Raw genomic sequence first — 17,289 nt, forward strand, 5'->3', positions numbered from 1 at the left:
TTAGGTGTTTCTCTTGCATTTTGTTCAGCCGTGAGCGCAACAAATGACGCGGGAAGTGGCACAAAGAGCGCCAAATCGGCTTGCCGAAATCATCTATCGAATAGCGACCGTTCTAACGTAGAGCACCCTCAGACATTGGAGGATCTATTCGTGGCATTAGATGCTCGAATTGGAAGAAGTGACCCCTTTTTCTCCCTTCCGAAAGTGTCCATCGATTTCATAGCCTTTCCGAGGATTCCTGCCGTTCAGGTTGAGCAAGTAATTGTTGGAAAGGGGTGGTGAGGGTTATTTTTTGTTTCGCAGGATAGGTCAGACATGGCGGCGTCACGGAGGCCCCAATTTTTTTTGCGCCTGAAAGCGATCCGACTTGGATCATTTCGGCATTGGGTCCAAGGGTGGCGGCATTTCTTGGATTTCGCCTTATCAGAAGCGACCTTATGTATGCACCTAACAGTGTCCTATTCAACCAACGAATTGCTGCTTTAAACAAAGTCTTAAAAAGACATGGGTTCGAAGAAATTCCGGCGAGGTGGACGGCAGAAATTCAAACCGCGGTGAGCCCTGATGGGATCAAGTTGAGTTATTCGGAAAATTACGTTCGTGGGTTCTATTTCAAAAACCTAGTTCCGTTTGCCCCCAAGGAAATCGTTCACGATACGGCTCATCATGCGCTCGACGTGCTTTGGACTCAAGATCAATTGGCACCCATGAAAGCCAGAATGGGCATGGTTATCACCTTTGCAGATTTTATTCGGGAATTTAAGTTTGATGCAGAGGAATATCCATTGCTGAGTGTTTCTCGCTACCGGGAGGCATTGATCGCTTTGCTATTCCAAACGCAAGCAAGAAATAAGGACAACCATTCCGGAAACACGCCAATTATATTGTTCTCCGATTCTCCTGATGAGCCCGAAAATAATTCGTTCTTTCGACTCTTGAGTTCACATTTGGGAATTGAATTTACACCTCTATTCACTGAATCCTTTGAGATCCAGTTTAACAGACCATATACTGTGGGTCAGTGGTTTTATAAATTGCTTTTTGATCGCTCGATTCCGCTTATAAAAAATAATACCCCAGATAGAGATGGTGATTATAAGAGTCTTCAAATACTGAGGAGCTACACAGATAATGCCTACCAGGGGGCCATAGGTGAGTTGGCAATGAGGAGTAGGCAGTTTTCTGTTGAAGTCGCTGAGCTGTATAGGCAATTTAAAGGGATAGGGGCAACGAGAAGGTCGGAGTTAGACTTAGTTCTTGCTGAATATAACAACAAGCTCGACACAATTGGTGGCGTTGCTGCAAAGGAGCACCCGCTAAAAGCGATCAAAAGGCGTATCAGGGAATTTCGCACGGTAGTTGGCGATTAGTCTCTGAATTCGTTGAGTTCATAGTTCGTAGTTTATGGCTTCGCAAAATCTTTCATTCATGCTGTTGGGTTACATAAGAATTTAACTTTAAAACAGTTGTGCACAGTGCAACAGCTCCTTTTTTATGGCAATGCCTCCTCAGATCGGGTTATGAATTTTAAGGGGATGTCAAAAAAAGGGGGAGAATATGATATTCAAGTTAGCACGGGAAGTGCTCGCGACTGTTTTTTTACTTTTGCCGATCTGTGTGGCACAAGGCTCGCCAGAAACTCTCTTATTTAATTTTTATCGCAGCAATCAGTATGTTCAAGTAGAAATCTGGCAGGAAGATCTCTTTCATTTTAGATTTGGTTCCAGCAAAAACCCAGGTTCGCCCATTTGGACGACCCCTTCTGTTTTGAGTGAGCGTCGCAATCCCTCTCAGGCATTCCTTCGTCGTTCAAATGCTCAGGGGGAGCAAGTGATCGAGACAACTGAGTTCATGATTACGGTCAGCAACGATCTGCCGTGCATAAATGTTGAAGATAAAAAAAATCACCAGAAACCACTGACCAATCTTTGCGTTGCGAAGAACGCGGGCTCCGGTATGCAGCTCAAGATCGACCAACTAGGAATGAAGCAGGTGTTTGGCTTGGGTCAGCAGCTCGATGATCCAAGAAAAGACGGCGGATTGGGCGACGATTGGGTTGGGAGAAAAAGGGTGTCGCCGGGTCCCTATGGCAATTTTATGAAGGAGTTTATAGGAGGAGCCGTTGGCGATACACAAATCCCTGTTCTCTACGCAATGGGTGATGGCTACCTTGGCTACGGAATGTATTTTGATAGTCTCGCAAAGCTTTCATTTGATTTTCAAAGTCAACCTTGGAGCGCTTCGACAGATTCTGAGGATCTCAGCGGCTTCTTTTTTACGGGTCCCAATCTAAAAGATTGGCGGAGCGACTACATAGCTTTGACGGGTCGGCCACCGGTTCCACCGCGAAAGATGTTTGGTCTCTGGGTTTCTGAATACGGTTACGACAACTGGCAAGAACTGGAGTCAAAACTTCAGTCTTTAAAAGCCAAAAACTTCCCTGTCGATGGTTTTGTGATGGACCTTCAGTGGTTTGGAGGCGTTCAGTCTCATTCCGATCACACGCCAATGGGAAGGCTTCAGTGGGATGAAAATCGATTTCCGCAGCCTGCAAAAAAAATAGCGGAGCTTGATAAAAATGAACATCTCGGACTGATTTTGATTGAGGAGTCTTATGTTGGAAAGGGACTTCAAGAGCACCAGGAATTGGCGAGTCGAGGCCTTTTGGCAAAAGACTGCTTCAATTGTGGGCCTAGTTACAATGATACGAATCCCTGGTGGGGCAAAGGCGGCATGATTGATTGGACAAATCCAGCTGCTCGAAATTACTGGGCTGAATCTAAGCGCAAAGCCTTGGTCGACATGGGAGTTCAGGGACATTGGACAGATCTGGGCGAACCAGAAATGTTTCAGCCCTGGTCGTGGTACAGTGGATGGCCCGAGTTGGGATTACACAATCATGCCTCGATTCACAATTATTTCTCTTTTTCTTGGCACCAAGGGATTGTTGAGGGCTACTCGAAGTTTCATCCGGAGCGCCGGCCCTTTATCCTGAGTCGATCAGGTGGACCAGGATCCCCGAGATTTGGTGTTGCAATGTGGTCTGCGGACATTGGCTCAAATATGCCAAGCCTCGCCTCGCACCTCCGTGCACAAATGCACATGTCACTTTCTGGATTCGATTTTTATGGTTCAGATATAGGAGGTTTTCATCGAGGAGGGCTCGATGGCGATCTCAATCTTCTTTACACTCAGTGGTTTGCCAACTCTTCGCTCCTCGATATTCCTGTGCGGCCCCACGTTGAGAACACTTGCAACTGCAAAGAAACAGCTCCTGATCGCTTAGGTCACGAAGAGAGCAATCGTGCTAATATCAAATTGCGTTATCAATTGGCACCCTACTACTATTCCTTGGCTCATGCGGCTCATGAAAATGGCGAGGCTATTTTTCCTCCTGTCTTCTATCATTTTCAAGATGATCCTTTGGCTCGCGGTATGGCTCATCAAAAGATGATCGGTCCCAATCTGATGATGGGAATTACGGCCTCCTATGTCGAGACAGTTCGGAAAATCTACTTACCCAAAGGAACTTGGTACGAGTTTTACGAGAATAGTCCAATTGTCAGTCGAGGAGAGTGGGTCTCAGCTCATCCGTTTTGGAAGACCGGAAAATTTCAGCTTCCGCTTTATGTGAGGGAGGGTGCAGTTCTTCCACTGATGGGAGAAACAGTTCGACACTTGGAAAAAAGCTCTGGTGGGGCGGAGGAATTGAGGATTTATCCGTCGAAGAACGGAGGAGAGTTTGTCCTTCGTGAAGATGATGGAGAGACAACTGCCTATATGGCTGGAGCTATAAAGAGAACCAAAGTATCCCACCAATCCGTTGGCAGTGATTATGTTGTGAGGATTGGATCGAGCGAAGGCACTTATGCTGGAGCATCAAATGGGAGAGAGTGGAAAGTGCAAGTCATCAGCCATCGCCCTGTATCCAGTATTTCCTGGAACGGAAATTTACTGGCTAAATCCAACCAAAAAATACCCGGGGGCTTTGGATCATGGGTTCAACCAGTTGGGAAAGGTCCCATTACGGTCTATATTCCGCGAACGGACGATCAGATTTTAAAGGAATTGAAGGTGAGCTATGCCGAATAACCCGAGGGCGATCAAGCTCTGATAATTTTTTGTACGTAGGGAGTGAGGCCTCGGAAGAAATATTCTACGGCAATCATCATAATGATGAGGCCCATCAGGCGAAAGAAAACCTTGTTTCCGCTATTTCCCAGGAGGCTCAAGATCCGCTTTGAGCCAATAAGGAACAGAAAGTTGGCCAAACAGACCAGGGCGATGTTGCTGAACAAAATTGACTTGTGAACAAGGCTGTTGGCTTCCTGAATCAAAACAATCACAACCGTGATGGCTCCCGGACCGCAAATCATTGGAATAGCGAGAGGGGTGATTGCAAACTCCTCTATTTCTAATCGTTCTGCTTTGGAGAGAATTTTTGTTCGAGAATTCTTTCCTTGAAGCATGTCGTAACCGGTAAGGAAAAGAAGAATGCCGCCAACCACTCTCAAACCATCTATAGATATGCTGAAAAAATTAAACAGAAATTGACCCGTCAGTGCAAAGAGAATCATCAAAACAAAGGCAACCAGAGAGGCTGTCCTGGCCACACGAATAGCTTGGTCCCGTTTGACTGAATCGGTGAAGGCAGCGTAAACGGGCAAGGTTCCCAGCGGATTCACAATGGTAAAGATACTCATGAAAGTGTAAAGAAAGTAGGTAAGGATATCCTTCATTATTTCTTAAAATCTCTCTCCATGACGGTTTTTCTTCCGTCTGCACGGGCCGAGTCCATTGCCTTATCACACAGCGAGCGGATCTGATCCGAGAGAGCCTGTAGGACCTCTCCGGAGGTATTCATTTCTGAACTTCGCCGAATGTAGTCCTTTACTTTTGAGGCCACAACGAGAACTTCCGTTTCGCGTACTTTTTTTACTGTGAGTCCTTGAGGATTTTTTGGTACCAAAAAGACTCGGGGGTTCGCCATGGGTGCTGCAGCTTTCGCAACGGCTGGTACCGGCGCCGAGGGGGCCGCCGAGTCAGCTGATTCCAATTCCTGTTTCCACTGTTCAAAGCTGGGGGATTTTTCCTCAATTGCGTAGGCATCACGGTGTCTTGCGGAGGGGAGATGGCGCTCAAAACAGGGGATGGAGCAGAACACGAGCCCAGTTCGATTGCGATTACAGGTTGAAACATTGCATTTGTAGTGGGTCCTTTGATAGCCAATATCAAGCTTGCAGGAACTGCATTTTCGCCAATAAAGTGAAGAAATATCCATGGTTTGAGTGTAATCGCGGAAGCCGCTCAACGGTAGCCCAAATTCACAAGATCATCTGATTTGCGGCACACTCCTATTTGTATTTGACAGGTTCTCGGGCGCATTGCATTATCGGCCAGACAATGGTCTAGGTGCCTTCAGAGTAGGGGCTTTGGTGGGATTTAGCCACAATAACTTAATGATGCTTCTTTTGGTGAGCAAAAGTGAGCGAACGAAGGGAAAAAGAAATGGAAAAGGAAACAAAAGGAACGGGCAGCCTGTTCTTGGGATTGGCGTTAGCAGTGAGTTTGTCCTACGGTACCTTGTCTCATGCTCAGGAATCTTCCGAGACCAAAGCAAAACTGAAAGATGTTAAAGGAGACGAAGGTCAGAAAGATGTTGATCAATTGATCACAAATAAAAAACTGCGTGCAGAAACTGGTTCTAAATCAAAGGTTTCTCTCTCGGCGTCGTTTGGTTACAACGGTGGGTCTGTTGAAAAGCCAGGCAATAAAATTCGTCCAAATATCAAGGCTGCGAAAAATGAGACCGCAGTAGCTGGAATTTCCGGTGCGGTATCCGGGAAATATCGAGTGGGTGAGCAGTCTTCTTTGAGCGCAGGAGTCGGCATCATGATGTTGGCGCCATTTCATGAGTCTCTTGATGCCAGGACGACCAAGAACCAAAAGGGAAAGGACTTGGAGCGAAGAAATATCTCTGATCCCTATTTGACTTACACCTACCTGGATAAATTGGCCGGAGTTCAGTCTGTCACGACGGTAACTGCAATTGCTGTCACGGAAGCGAGCTCTCGAGCAAGTGGTTATGTTGCGGGATTTGGTGTGGATCAGATCTTTATGAAAGATATTGGTACGAGCGGTTTGAGTTTGGGGCTTGTTTTGTCAGCAGAATCGAATGTTTTCGATAAGTTTACCGACGAGGCAAAGGCAAATAGTTCAGATTACAAATTTGGAACCGCTGCAGTTTTGGAGTATGTGATTAATGACACCTTCAATTTTCGCACACTTCTGGCGCAGTACATTGGGCATGGTCGAAATGCAAAGAGCGCCTGGACTTTTTATCAAGAGACCCTCTATCAATCGGTTGGATTGGGTATTTCAGTGACCCGGGATATTTTCCTTTATCCAAATGTTCAGTTTTTGCCAGAGCATCCAAGATCAGATCGCACCAATGTGGCTCTGAGTGCGAATATCAATGTGTTTTAATTAGAGAAATCTAAAAAATATTGCACGAAAAACGAGAACCTGCAGAGAAGGTTCTCGTTTTTTTTAGGCTTAGCTTTAGCTTTAATGTTAGCTTTTGTTTTCACTTGAGCGCAACTTCTTGTTGAGTGCTTGGTACTCCTTTTCCATGAAATACCCATTTATGGTCGCCTTTTTTCTGTAGTACTCCAGTGTTTCGCGGGCCTGAGCGTACTTTTTGTTTTCAATGAGCAAAGACACATAGTTGCGCGCCAGTGAAATTTGAAGGGTGCGAGGTGCGCTCGCAAGGATTCCTTTGTAAACTTTAAGAGCCTCTTCTGTCCGGCCTGTTTGACTCAATACTTCGGCGTAGCTCGCGAGAGCCGCTTTGTCCTTACCTCCCAATTTGGAATAATCTTTGAGTGTTGCTGAGGCTGACTGAAGATCGCCTGTTGATTTTTCCAACTGTCCAAGTTTCGCGAGCAAGGAGATGTCCTTGCTCGAACGATAGAGGCCTTTGTAGGCGTCTTTCAAACAGTCATATTTGCGTCTGCTTGAACAAATCTCAATGAGATTGAGGTGGTCCTTGGGGCTCGCCGTACCTGTCAATTCCTTGATCTTGAGTGGAATGATCGCGAGTGAATAATTGTCCCAGTGCACAACATGGAAAAAGACCGCCAAAATCAGAACGGCACCGGTCATTATTGTGAAATTTGTTTTGCGAAAGCGTTCTTTTTCAACAGCTTCTGTCTGCGGTGATTCTGTCCAGCCACAAGAACAAATTATCATTGTTGAAAAAATTCTTTCTGGCGGAATCGTTTTTCCGCAGGCTTGGCAACTGATAAAATTTGTCAACCTTGTCCCCCTTGTATCAAAAAGGATCTACTGCGCCTTTCTCAATGTTATTTCACAACAGAAAAGCCAGATGTGGTCCCTCATGATCCCCATTATTAATTACCCTCTGACTGCTGTAGAATCCACAATCTGTGCCACTTCAGCAGCCCTTTAACGAGGGGTCGAGGATATTCGAAAGACGAACTTCTTTACATTGGCTATCTATTGAACATCCTTTATTATTACTGGAAATATTTGCATTGAGATGGAACGTTTAAGATTGGGATATGGAGGCCTAGACATGAACATCAAAGCTGAGGAAGTTTCATTTGGGAGTAACTCGATTGCTCGTCTCACTTTAGAGCGTCCTCAAGCGCTCAATGCTCTGACGACTGAGATGTTATCGGAGATGAGAAAGGCGCTTGAGTCTTGGGAGAGAGACCCTCGAATATCACTGGTGTGGTTAGAATCCGGTCTTGATCGAGCTTTTTGCGCCGGAGGAGACGTAAAGTCAATCGTGATGGAGTCTCGAAATGGATCTCCCGATTTCGGAAAGTCTTTTTTCACGACTGAATATGGGCTGGATTATTATCTTCACTGTTATTCGAAGCCCGTGGTGTGTTGGGCTTCAGGAATCACAATGGGAGGGGGTATCGGGCTGGCAAGTGGCTGCAGTCACCGGTTAACAACTTCATCAAGCACATGGGCAATGCCTGAAGTCAGTATTGGTTTTTTTCCTGATGTCGGCGCTGGATATTTTCTAAACCAAATGGTGCCTGGAGTGGGTCTTTTCTTGGGTCTCACGGGCACGCGTATCAGCGGAGAAGTTGCCGTGGCACTCGGCATGGCAACGGGTCTTGTGATGGCCGAAGACAGATCTTCAGTGTTCGAGGTTTTGGGAGCCATTTCAGGCGATGCCAAAAATCACAAAATGCAAAATTCTGGGGAAGATTTTTTTCAAGTTGTATCAGCCTCTTTGAACTCTGTTTCTTCAATCTCGGTTTCTATGGACCACATTCAGGCAGAGAGCCAAGCACAGCTTTTGGAATTGCGGAAAGTGGGGCGGAGGCTCAATCAAATTGAAGAATATGATCAGGGTTTTGAGTTTTTATCTTCCTATCAATTCGAGAACAATCAGAATCAAAAAGGAAGAGACCAATTATTAAATGCTTCAGGTCTTGTGTCTAGAATCATTTGGTCTCACCTTAAGCGATGCCGAAATCTCAGTCTATCGGAGGTCTTTGATTTGGAGTGGTCTCTCGCCGTTCGTCTGAGTTCGGAGCTAGACTTTCGTGAGGGTGTCCGGTCGGTCTTGATAGACAAGGATCAGAGTCCCAAATGGTGTTTCAGTCAGAAGGAAAGCGTTCCGATAGAGCAATTGAATCGGCTTCTCGCTCCCTGCAGTCCACACGACCTACGGGGGGAGTTGGCTCGTTTTTGTCGGTCAAAGACGTAGCTTTGTTCTCATTTAAATGAAGTGAGAAGTAGACAATCAGTTGGAGGGATCATGGCGCTTGGGAATGTGAAAAATTGGAATCGAGCGGCGGTAATTATTTTAATTTTTTCATTGTCAATTCCCATTGGGATATCGTCAGGTGGCACGTCAGCAAAAGGGTCTCAAGCAATTTCACCTGAAAATTCTATGCAGCTGATGGAATATGAGCAACTGATGAGCCTGTCAAAAGAGGACTTAGGACTTTACCTCACTGGGATCAAACTCATGTTGGTCGATTGGGAGAAATCGCAAGCGACTCATCACCCCGAATTGGTTGCCGGAAACACGAGCGAACAATTAAAATTCTTGGATCGAGCCTTTGCTATTCTCGTTGCTGAGAGCGTTTGGGCGAAACCGAACCCTTCAGTTTTACCTGCGGCTTCTCCTTCTCCGGCTTCTGTTCCGGCCCCGGCTGCTACTCCTGCCACTTCTCCTGCTAAGCCGGCTCTTCCGGCTGCTTCACCAGCTCCTCGGGTTGCTCCTCCGGCTGTGAAACCTTCTGTCCCCTCCGGCGGGAGCTCATCGCCAGCCGCGGTGAGAGCCCCGGTGAAAGTGAAGCCTGCCCCTACAACAGCCTCTGTACCTCAGTCGTGTGTTTATGCGGGGTGGATCAGCACAAGGGATAGCAAGGGATATTGTCAAAGGCCCAAAGTTTGCGAAGGTGACGCCAGTAAGAACTCAGTTCAGTGCAACCCCCTTCTCTTCGGAAAGGGAGTTTGCGTTTCCGTAGCAACTGCTGAGGACAGAAAAAAGGCTACAGTCACGTGTTTTCAGAATTCTAAACCAAATTCAAATGTCGTTGAGGAAATAAAGCTGAGCGCTTCGGAATGGAAGACTTTTAATGAATCGTTTGGAAAATCAACAGCTCCTTGCAATAGGGTTGGCGCTCCTCCCTATTGTAAAGTGTTGAGCGATAGACTTCGGGAGTTGAATGTTCTTTTGCGTCCGTCTGTGGCGGTTAAAGAATCGAAGAGAGACACTGCTGTTGTCTCGAAGGGGAAAGATGCACCGAAGAAGGGGCCAGAGAAAGTAGAATCAAAGGCAGGAAAGGCTTCTGTGGAGCGACGAGATAGAGTTGCAGAAAGCCGGGGCGCTAGAACTCGTTCAGTAAGTGGACCAACAAGAAGGCAAGTGGCCCGTGACACTGGAGATGACGGAGAGTCTGATGATGGTGAGCCTTCTGATGAAGATATGCCAGAAGAGGATGTTGCCGAAGCTGAGGACGGCGGCGATCCTCCACCAGCGGCTGGATCTCGCGTCGATGGTGCACCAACCGATAGACGTCGAACGAGCGACGACGGAGAGCCACAATATGGGGGCGATTGCAGGCCTCATGCGCTCGACTTTAATGCCGCTTTTCCAGGCTCTGAAGAACCCAGCCCTATTTTGTCCTTTGAGCAAGCTCAAGACCTCATTTGCAGATCAAAATTTGACCAAAAGCTCGTCGATTCTCGCCTGGAGTTCTTAAGGCGACAAATTGCGAGTTTTAACACTAAGTCCAGGGCCGAAACTGACTATTACCACCGGCTTTGGACTCAATTAAAAGAGAATCTCGTCGCTTGTGTGGGTTTGGTAAAAAATCGAAGTCAGCAAGGTATAAAACCCAGAGGAATCTCTCCTCAATTTCGATTGAATTTTGGTGGGGCAGGCGCTGGAATCATAACTTCGTCGAAGCGAGGCGTGAAAATCGGTCGAAATCAAATCGATCGTTTGTATGTGGATCGGGACTCTTTGGGGGCCTCTTTGTATTCAAACGGTATTGTGGATATTTGCTCAGTGGAAGTTCTCTCGGGTTCGAGCACCGTTCCCGCAACAGGAGCGACAGAAGTTACCCGTTAGCAGCCTTCAAATTATCCAAGTCATCGCAACTTGAGGCTGTTCAAAACAGTCTCTTGTTCGAGTGAGATTTCTGCCTGTGTTTGAAGGTCCAAATTTTTTAAGACAACAACGCCCTTCTTAAGCTCTTCGTCACCGAGAATAAGCGCCCAGCGCGCGTTGGCTTTGGTGGCACGGGCCAGACGTTTCTTGATATTCCCAGAAAAATCGAGTTCTACGGCAAGACCTTTTAGTCTGAGTTCAAAGGCCAGCTTTCGAAGGTGCCGGTCGGCGGCATCTCCGAGTGGTATCATCGTTACGGGTCTCTGGGACTTATTCTGAGGCCTAACAAGTAAAGCCAATCTTTCAAGGCCTGCAGCCCAACCGACACCCGGAGTGGATGGGCCACCCATGAGCTCAACGAGTCCGTCGTAGCGACCGCCAGCTAAAACGGCATCTTGAGTGCCTAGGGCGTTGCTCTTGAACTCAAAGACACAATGAGAGTAGTAATCCAATCCTCGAACCAGACGAGGATTGATTTCAAATGAAATGCCCAAAAGAGTCAGCCCATCCTGAACTCTATCAAAAAAATCACGTGATTCACTGTTCAGACTGTTCTTGAACTCGGGGGCAGTGGATACAATTTTCTTGTCAGCTTCGTCCTTCGAATCAAGAATTCTCAAGGGGTTTAGGCGCAAACGTCTTTGGCTATCTTCACTTAAATCCTTCTCGAATTTTTCTAAATATTGCAGGAGCTTTTCTTTGTAAACCTGACGGCTGATCTGATCACCAATGGTATTAATATCCAAAGAAATTGACGAGAGAATTTCGAGATTCTTGAGGAATGAATACCCCATAGAAATAATCTCTACGTCGCCTTTGGGGTCCGATACCCCCAAAAGTTCCACCCCAAATTGGTGAAACTGTCTCTGCCGTCCTTTTTGGGGACGTTCGTAGCGGAACATAGGACCTTGATAGTAAAGCTTTAGTGGAAGTTGTCGACTCAAATTGTTGGAAATAAAGGCGCGAGCAATTCCCGCCGTGCCTTCCGGTCGGAGCGTGAGAAGATCACCATTGTTGTCGGGAAATGTGTACATTTGCTTATGAACAATATCTGATGTTTCTCCCAATGTGCGCTTAAAGACATCTGTGAATTCAAAAACAGGGGTAGAAATTCCCTCATAGCCATAGCATTCACAGACGGTTTGGGCCTTTTCAACAATCAAGGCCTGGGTTTTAAAATCTTCAAACAGGAGATCATGGGTTCCTCGAGCGGATTGCAAAGACATATTCGCACCTCATTCTGAAAAAAGATATTTGTGAGCTATTTGCGCGGCCAGTTTGGCTGTGCGAAGGTCAAGATCAAGAGGGGGGCTGACCTCGTAAATGCCCAGGGCCCTGACATCACAGCGGTGGAGCAGAAGATGGAGAACAGGAAAAAATTGGTGGGGAGTAAAGCCCGTGGGCCAACTCTGACTGCAACCCATAGCGTAGGAGGATGAAAAGCCATCAATATCCACGGATAAAAAGCATGGCCGCCTTCGAGTGAGTTCGGCTTCAAGGAAGCGACTGACAAGGACGAGAAGCGATTCTCCTGAATACTGAATGTCCTCCCAGAAGAGAATTCTTGCGTTTCGGTCGAGGCACCATGAGACGTGAGCTTTGCTATTGCATTGATATTGTGCTCCGATTTCAACAAAATCAATTTTATCCCCATACTTTTCGAGGAGTCTAAAAAAAGGGGTCCCACTGGTGAGTCCGTTGTCAAGGGGGCGTACATCGAGGTGGGCATCAAAGTTAATAACCAAGGGACGCTCGAGAGGAAAATTCTCAAGCGAACTTTCAATAAACGATGCTCCATCTGAATATCCATAGTCATGGCCTCCACCTAAGCTGAGCCATTTTCCTCTTAGACTGAGTACATTTTTAGCCATTTTCTTTGCTGCTTCATGCCGCTGTTCAAGAGAGAGATTTTGAATGTTCAAATTGCCAATGTCAGTGAGTTGTAGATTTGCATTTGCAATTGGCGGCGGCGTCATTCGGTAAAGGACGCTTCGAATTGAGTCTGGTCCAAGACTTGCCCCGGGGCGGCCGCCGTTGATAAGAATACCTTCTTCGTCCGGATATCCGATCATATAAAAATGGTTGGGATTAACTTCTGCCGCAAAATCCATAGAGGACTGAGTGAGTCCTCCCAGTCGTGGATCGGCTTTGTCGGGCTTTGTAAAAAAAAGAGACTTATTGGCGGGAATAGCAGCCATACTTGCTCACTTCTCCGAAGTTGTTGCTGGCAAAAGGTGGATTGTTCTTTTGATTTGGCCAGTTTTAGCATCAAATATGTCAATCTGAAGTTTGCCTCGATAGAGGGAAAGGTTCCCGACCTCAATCGAATGAGATGCGTTGCCAGCAAAGCTGTCGACCATCAGTATCGACCATCCTGATCCTGGATCTGGAACGACGGTGTACCGGAGTCGTCTTGATGGTTGAATGGCTAGGGATGGATCTTCCGTGGGAGCAGCTAGATAAAGATCAAGCTGACTAAAGTTTTTGAAGTCAAATATATCGCTTTCATGATTTTCCCAGCGTCCCAAGAGTTTATGTAGTCCCACGAATTCGAGGGTGACCAGAGAGACGACCTGCAGACTTGCATCATATTCTCCTTTGCCGGAAATATAATCCCCCGTTCGGAGTTTCTGTATGTCCTTTATAATGCCAGCGTCTCTTGAGGAAATCTTAATCCTTTGCCTGAGATGCCTCATTTTCAAAAAGATGCCAAAGTTGTTCACAACAACTTTTCCCTCAATGGCAGTCAGGGCATGGGTCTTCAAAGTGAAAGAAAAGAGAAACAGTAAAATCGCCCAGGAAATAACCTTCATTCCTATTCTGATAGGGAACTTCGTCCACTCAGGCAACTCAAATAAAGCGTCTAACGCGAGGGGTATTCGGGAGAAAAGGATCTAACTCGCTGCAAAACTAAATGACGTCTTGCCGCTATTTTCGATAGTCTGTGCCCCTATGGCACATATAAATTGCTCATTTGTCGTACCAGCTCCCATCAAGGAAACCTTTGAGTTTCTCACTGATCCTAAGAGAGTTCCTTTTTTATTGGCGGGCAAAGTGGACGTCGAGATAGAGAACGCAGAGGCCGATCTGGTGAAGGGTTCTGAGTTTAGTTACCTGATGACAAGAGCGGGAATTTCTCAATACTTGCGTTTTCGTGTTGAAGAGGTTTCTCGGGGCAACTCTCTGACCTATAAGCAAACGGAAGGGATCTATCGTCGATGGATCCACACTCAAAAATTCTCATCTCATGGACGGAACCAAACCTTGGTTACTGACATCGTGGACTACGAGCTGCCCTTTGGTTTTATGGGCCATTTGTTAGACGATCTGTTTTTTCGTAAAGATCTGACAAGAATTCTACAAGGGCGACTGGTAAAGGCTGCAGATCACTTCCGCGGCCTTTACCCAGTTGAATCAGAGGACAATCTGGCTGAAAAGGAGAGTTCCAAGCTGGCGGAATCTCCGTAATCAAGCCTTCAATTGGTCTTCCACAAATTTCCAGTTAACCAGTTTCCAAAAGGATTCGACGTACTTGGGTCTTGCATTGCGATAGTCGATGTAATACGCGTGCTCCCAAACGTCACAAGTTAATAGGGGGGTATCGCCTTTAGTCAGGGGAGTATCGGCGTTGGCAGTCGAGTAGATGGCGAGTTTCCCATCGGATTTTTTTACCAACCACGCCCATCCCGAACCAAACTGATTGGTCGCGGCCGCTGAGAATTGTTCCTTGAATTTCTCGAGAGAGCCGAAATTCTTACTCAGTTGATCGGCCAGAATCTTGGCCGGTTCGCCTCCCGCTTTTGGGGCTAGGCAGTTCCAATAGAAAGTGTGGTTCCAAATCTGAGCAGCGTTATTAAAGATCCCTCCAGAAGATTTCTTTACGATATCTTCGAGACTCATGTCTTGAAACTCAGTTCCGCTGATCAGTCCATTTAATTTATCCACGTAGGTTTTGTGGTGTTTTCCATAATGGTATTCAATTGTTTCAGGGGAAATATGAGGAACGAGTGCATCATTTGAATAAGGTAGCGGGGGGAGGCTAATGGCCATGTAAGTACTCCTTTGGGGGGGGGTTCAAAAAACAAACCCAGTCTAGCGGAGCTTCAAGGGCTGAGGCAAGGATCAGAGGTGACGCCTATTATAAGGAATTCAAATCTGATCAGAGGTCCGGATTTGTCAATTGATCGAGAGACCAGGTGGCCAATGGACCTAGTTTTGGATGATTTAAAAAGACCTGAATATCTGGCACGAGCCCTTTTAGCTTTAAGTTGGTCGCCACGACAATGGCATTTCGTTTGAGTCCAGTTCCACCGGCTCTGATTAAAGGCGTCAATCTGAGGTCACGCATGAGTTGTCTGTTTGAAGTCCTGAGAATATATCCTAATTCTTCTTCTCGATCTTGAAGATCGAGAAGATGTTGTGATTCTTTTGTTTCTGTCAGTCTTGCTCCAAAAACTTTTTTGTTCCAGGGGCAGACAGATTGGCAAATATCACAGCCGAAGAGCCAATCACCAATTTTAGAGCGCAGTTCCGAAGGAGGATTTTCCCGGCTTTCGATGGTCCAATAGGATATGCATTTACGGGCATCAAGCTCTCGCGGAGCAACGAGAGCCTGAGTCGGACATGCGTCGATGCAGCGAGTGCAGGTTCCACAGTGGTCCGGTGTGAAAGAAAGGGCCGCGTTGAGTTTGAGGCTTGTGAGTATTTCGCCTATGAAAAAAAAGCTACCGTGATGACGATCAATCACACAAGTGTTCTTGCCAATCCAACCCAGCCCTCCTCGATAGGCCAGATCTCTCTCTAAGACGGGAGCTGAATCGGAGCAAGGATAGAACTGTTCTTTCGGAAACAAAGACTGAAGAGTTAAAGTCAATTCTTTGAGAGCTTGAGTGAACCAAAAATGATAGTCTTTGCCTCGGGCATAACTTGCGATTGCATTTTTCCGCAAAGGAAATTCTTCATGGCCAGGTACTGTGGGAAAATAATCCTGCGCAATCACAATGGCGGAGTGAGCCTTCGGTGCATAAAGTTGAGGCTGTTCCTTTTGGGCCAAATGGGTTTCTAGATACTTCATCTCTCCATGAAAACCTTTCTCAAGCCAATTTTTATACAAATCAAGACTGAGTGCTGGCTGAAGAGGAGCAAAACCGTATCGCTTGAAACCCTTGATTTTGATCTGTTCTTCGATTTGTGTCATGATGAGGATGGTCTATATAAACGGTGAATAGTTTGCATTTCAGCGAGGTTCCTACCAATTGAAAAATTTCGATCAGCATCCACATTTTACTGCCGTTCAAGAGGTTTGCCAGAGATTGTTAAAAAACGGCTATAAGGCCTATCTTGCCGGAGGTTGTGTTCGAGACTTTTTGCTTGGACGCACGGCCCACGACTTTGATATCGCAACTGATGCGCGTCAAGAAGAATTGGAAAAACTTTTTCCTTCAGCTCTCTCTGTGGGGAAACAATTTGGGGTGCTCATCATCCCATTTTCGGGCTTCCAAGTGGAAATCTCTTGTTTTCGTGCAGACGGATTGTACCTCGACGGACGCAGACCCTCCACTGTTCGCAGAGCCAGCCCAAAGGAGGATGCCGAGAGGAGGGATTTCACAGTGAACGCCCTTTTTTGTGATTTCTCCACGGGACAGATTATTGACTTCGTTGGCGGTTGCGAAGATTTGCAAAACAAGGTGCTGAAGACTGTGGGAGATCCAGAGTTGCGCTTTGAAGAAGACAAACTTCGTCTTTTGAGGGCCCTGCGGATCTCAGCTCAAATTGACTTTAATATAGAGAGACAAACATTTAAATCTATTTACAAATTGTCGTCCAAGGTCAATCTTGTATCGCAGGAAAGAATCACCTCCGAACTTCGAAAAATGATGTTGCTGAATGATCGGGTCAGAGCCCTACACGATTTGGTTCTAACGGGGATGGCTCAGGTGATTCTCCCTGAGTTAAGGATGATGGCCAGATCGGACTTGCATTCTTGGGCTCGCACCGGACGTCACTTAGCACACAAGATTGGCGATGAATCCCGATGTGGACTTCTCTGGGCTCTTCTTGTGTGGCCCGAGGCGAAGGCCCGTGGGCTTGATGATATTCCGGTGGAGCACCACAAGGCCTGGATGCAAACAGAATTTGAACCCTTCTTTCGTCGCCTCAGGCTTCCTAGAAGTGAGATCCTTGAAGCACTTTTTGTCTTGAGCCATTCAGGCCTATTTGTGAAGGGAGGGGCGGGAGGTGAATCAGATCCTATTCCTTCTAACAACAAAACTCTGAGTGCTGACGAGGTGAGTTGCCTTATGAATTTAGACGGGCCACATGGGATATCCTTATTGGATTTTTCGATGCTGTTAAGTTCGATCGAAGGGACTGGTCAGGAGCGTCTTCTTAGGCTTCATAAAGAGTTTGTCTCAAGAGACCAAGGCGATGGCCATTTGGAAAAGCCTTGGATTCAGGGCGCTGACCTCTTGAGTCTCGGAATTGATGAGGGCCCTAAAATGGGTTTGATTCTTGATCGAGTTTACCGACTTCAAATTTCAGGACTGATTCGAGATAAAAAAGAGGCCCTGGACAAAGCCAGGACCATGTTTTCTGAAATGACATCTTGAAGCTTGCTGGGA

Annotated in this window: 15 protein-coding genes; 7 read left to right on the forward strand and 8 right to left on the reverse strand. The window is 46.5% G+C overall.

Features of this window, described 5'->3' with window-relative positions; translation table 11 throughout:
• The first annotated feature begins 395 nt into the window (after positions 1 to 395).
• A complete protein-coding gene (locus tag IPL83_02685) occupies positions 396 to 1,370 on the forward strand; it encodes a hypothetical protein (protein MBK9038061.1) in 975 nt (324 codons plus the stop codon).
• Between the two features lie 187 nt (positions 1,371 to 1,557).
• Positions 1,558 to 4,092, forward strand: coding sequence for a DUF5110 domain-containing protein (locus tag IPL83_02690; GenBank protein ID MBK9038062.1), 2,535 nt, complete (start codon positions 1,558 to 1,560; stop codon positions 4,090 to 4,092).
• 11 nt (positions 4,093 to 4,103) lie between these two features.
• On the opposite strand, the gene IPL83_02695 is transcribed toward IPL83_02690, so the two are convergent.
• Positions 4,104 to 4,739, reverse strand: coding sequence for an NAAT family transporter (locus IPL83_02695; GenBank protein ID MBK9038063.1), 636 nt, complete (start codon positions 4,737 to 4,739; stop codon positions 4,104 to 4,106).
• Positions 4,739 to 5,311, reverse strand: a complete 573-nt coding sequence (locus IPL83_02700; GenBank protein ID MBK9038064.1) for a hypothetical protein — start codon at positions 5,309 to 5,311, stop codon at positions 4,739 to 4,741. The genes IPL83_02695 and IPL83_02700 overlap by 1 nt, the downstream gene beginning before the upstream one ends.
• A gap of 197 nt (positions 5,312 to 5,508) precedes the next feature.
• Here IPL83_02700 and IPL83_02705 point away from each other — a divergent pair, with 197 nt between their 5' ends.
• Entirely contained in the window at positions 5,509 to 6,486 is a 978-nt protein-coding gene (locus tag IPL83_02705; GenBank protein ID MBK9038065.1) for a hypothetical protein, read from the forward strand.
• Between the two features lie 87 nt (positions 6,487 to 6,573).
• Here the strand turns inward: IPL83_02705 and IPL83_02710 are convergent, their stop codons facing one another.
• The gene (locus IPL83_02710) at positions 6,574 to 7,317 is read right to left on the reverse strand and encodes a tetratricopeptide repeat protein (protein MBK9038066.1); all 744 of its coding nucleotides are present in this window, start codon (positions 7,315 to 7,317) and stop codon (positions 6,574 to 6,576) included.
• Positions 7,318 to 7,597: 280 nt separating this feature from the next.
• Between IPL83_02710 and IPL83_02715 the strand changes: the two genes are divergently transcribed.
• Both IPL83_02715 and IPL83_02720 read left to right on the forward strand, forming a co-directional pair.
• Entirely contained in the window at positions 7,598 to 8,752 is a 1,155-nt protein-coding gene (locus IPL83_02715) for an enoyl-CoA hydratase/isomerase family protein (GenBank protein MBK9038067.1), read from the forward strand.
• 51 nt (positions 8,753 to 8,803) lie between these two features.
• Positions 8,804 to 10,630, forward strand: a complete 1,827-nt coding sequence (locus IPL83_02720) for a hypothetical protein (GenBank protein ID MBK9038068.1) — start codon at positions 8,804 to 8,806, stop codon at positions 10,628 to 10,630.
• Positions 10,631 to 10,650: 20 nt separating this feature from the next.
• Here the strand turns inward: IPL83_02720 and IPL83_02725 are convergent, their stop codons facing one another.
• Genes IPL83_02725 through IPL83_02735 form a run of 3 tightly spaced genes read right to left on the reverse strand, consistent with a single transcriptional unit; the run spans position 10,651 to position 13,482 of the window.
• The gene (locus tag IPL83_02725) at positions 10,651 to 11,895 is read right to left on the reverse strand and encodes a histidine--tRNA ligase (protein ID MBK9038069.1); all 1,245 of its coding nucleotides are present in this window, start codon (positions 11,893 to 11,895) and stop codon (positions 10,651 to 10,653) included.
• 9 nt (positions 11,896 to 11,904) lie between these two features.
• A complete protein-coding gene (locus IPL83_02730; protein ID MBK9038070.1) occupies positions 11,905 to 12,867 on the reverse strand; it encodes a formimidoylglutamase in 963 nt (320 codons plus the stop codon).
• A 6-nt stretch (positions 12,868 to 12,873) separates the two neighbouring features.
• Positions 12,874 to 13,482 (reverse strand): hypothetical protein, encoded by a 609-nt coding sequence (locus tag IPL83_02735; protein ID MBK9038071.1) that lies wholly within the window; start codon positions 13,480 to 13,482, stop codon positions 12,874 to 12,876.
• Between the two features lie 139 nt (positions 13,483 to 13,621).
• Here IPL83_02735 and IPL83_02740 point away from each other — a divergent pair, with 139 nt between their 5' ends.
• Positions 13,622 to 14,137: a hypothetical protein gene (locus IPL83_02740; GenBank protein ID MBK9038072.1), complete on the forward strand. Its 516-nt coding sequence runs from the start codon at positions 13,622 to 13,624 to the stop codon at positions 14,135 to 14,137.
• Here the strand turns inward: IPL83_02740 and IPL83_02745 are convergent, their stop codons facing one another.
• Both IPL83_02745 and queG read right to left on the reverse strand, forming a co-directional pair.
• Entirely contained in the window at positions 14,138 to 14,719 is a 582-nt protein-coding gene (locus IPL83_02745; GenBank protein MBK9038073.1) for a superoxide dismutase [Fe], read from the reverse strand.
• A 109-nt stretch (positions 14,720 to 14,828) separates the two neighbouring features.
• Positions 14,829 to 15,866, reverse strand: coding sequence for a tRNA epoxyqueuosine(34) reductase QueG (gene queG / locus IPL83_02750; protein MBK9038074.1), 1,038 nt, complete (start codon positions 15,864 to 15,866; stop codon positions 14,829 to 14,831).
• A gap of 58 nt (positions 15,867 to 15,924) precedes the next feature.
• Here queG and IPL83_02755 point away from each other — a divergent pair, with 58 nt between their 5' ends.
• A complete protein-coding gene (locus tag IPL83_02755) occupies positions 15,925 to 17,277 on the forward strand; it encodes a CCA tRNA nucleotidyltransferase (protein MBK9038075.1) in 1,353 nt (450 codons plus the stop codon).
• The last annotated feature ends 12 nt before the right edge of the window (positions 17,278 to 17,289 follow it).

The organism is Bdellovibrionales bacterium, assembly GCA_016716765.1.
Lineage (GTDB): Bacteria > Bdellovibrionota > Bdellovibrionia > Bdellovibrionales > UBA1609 > JADJVA01.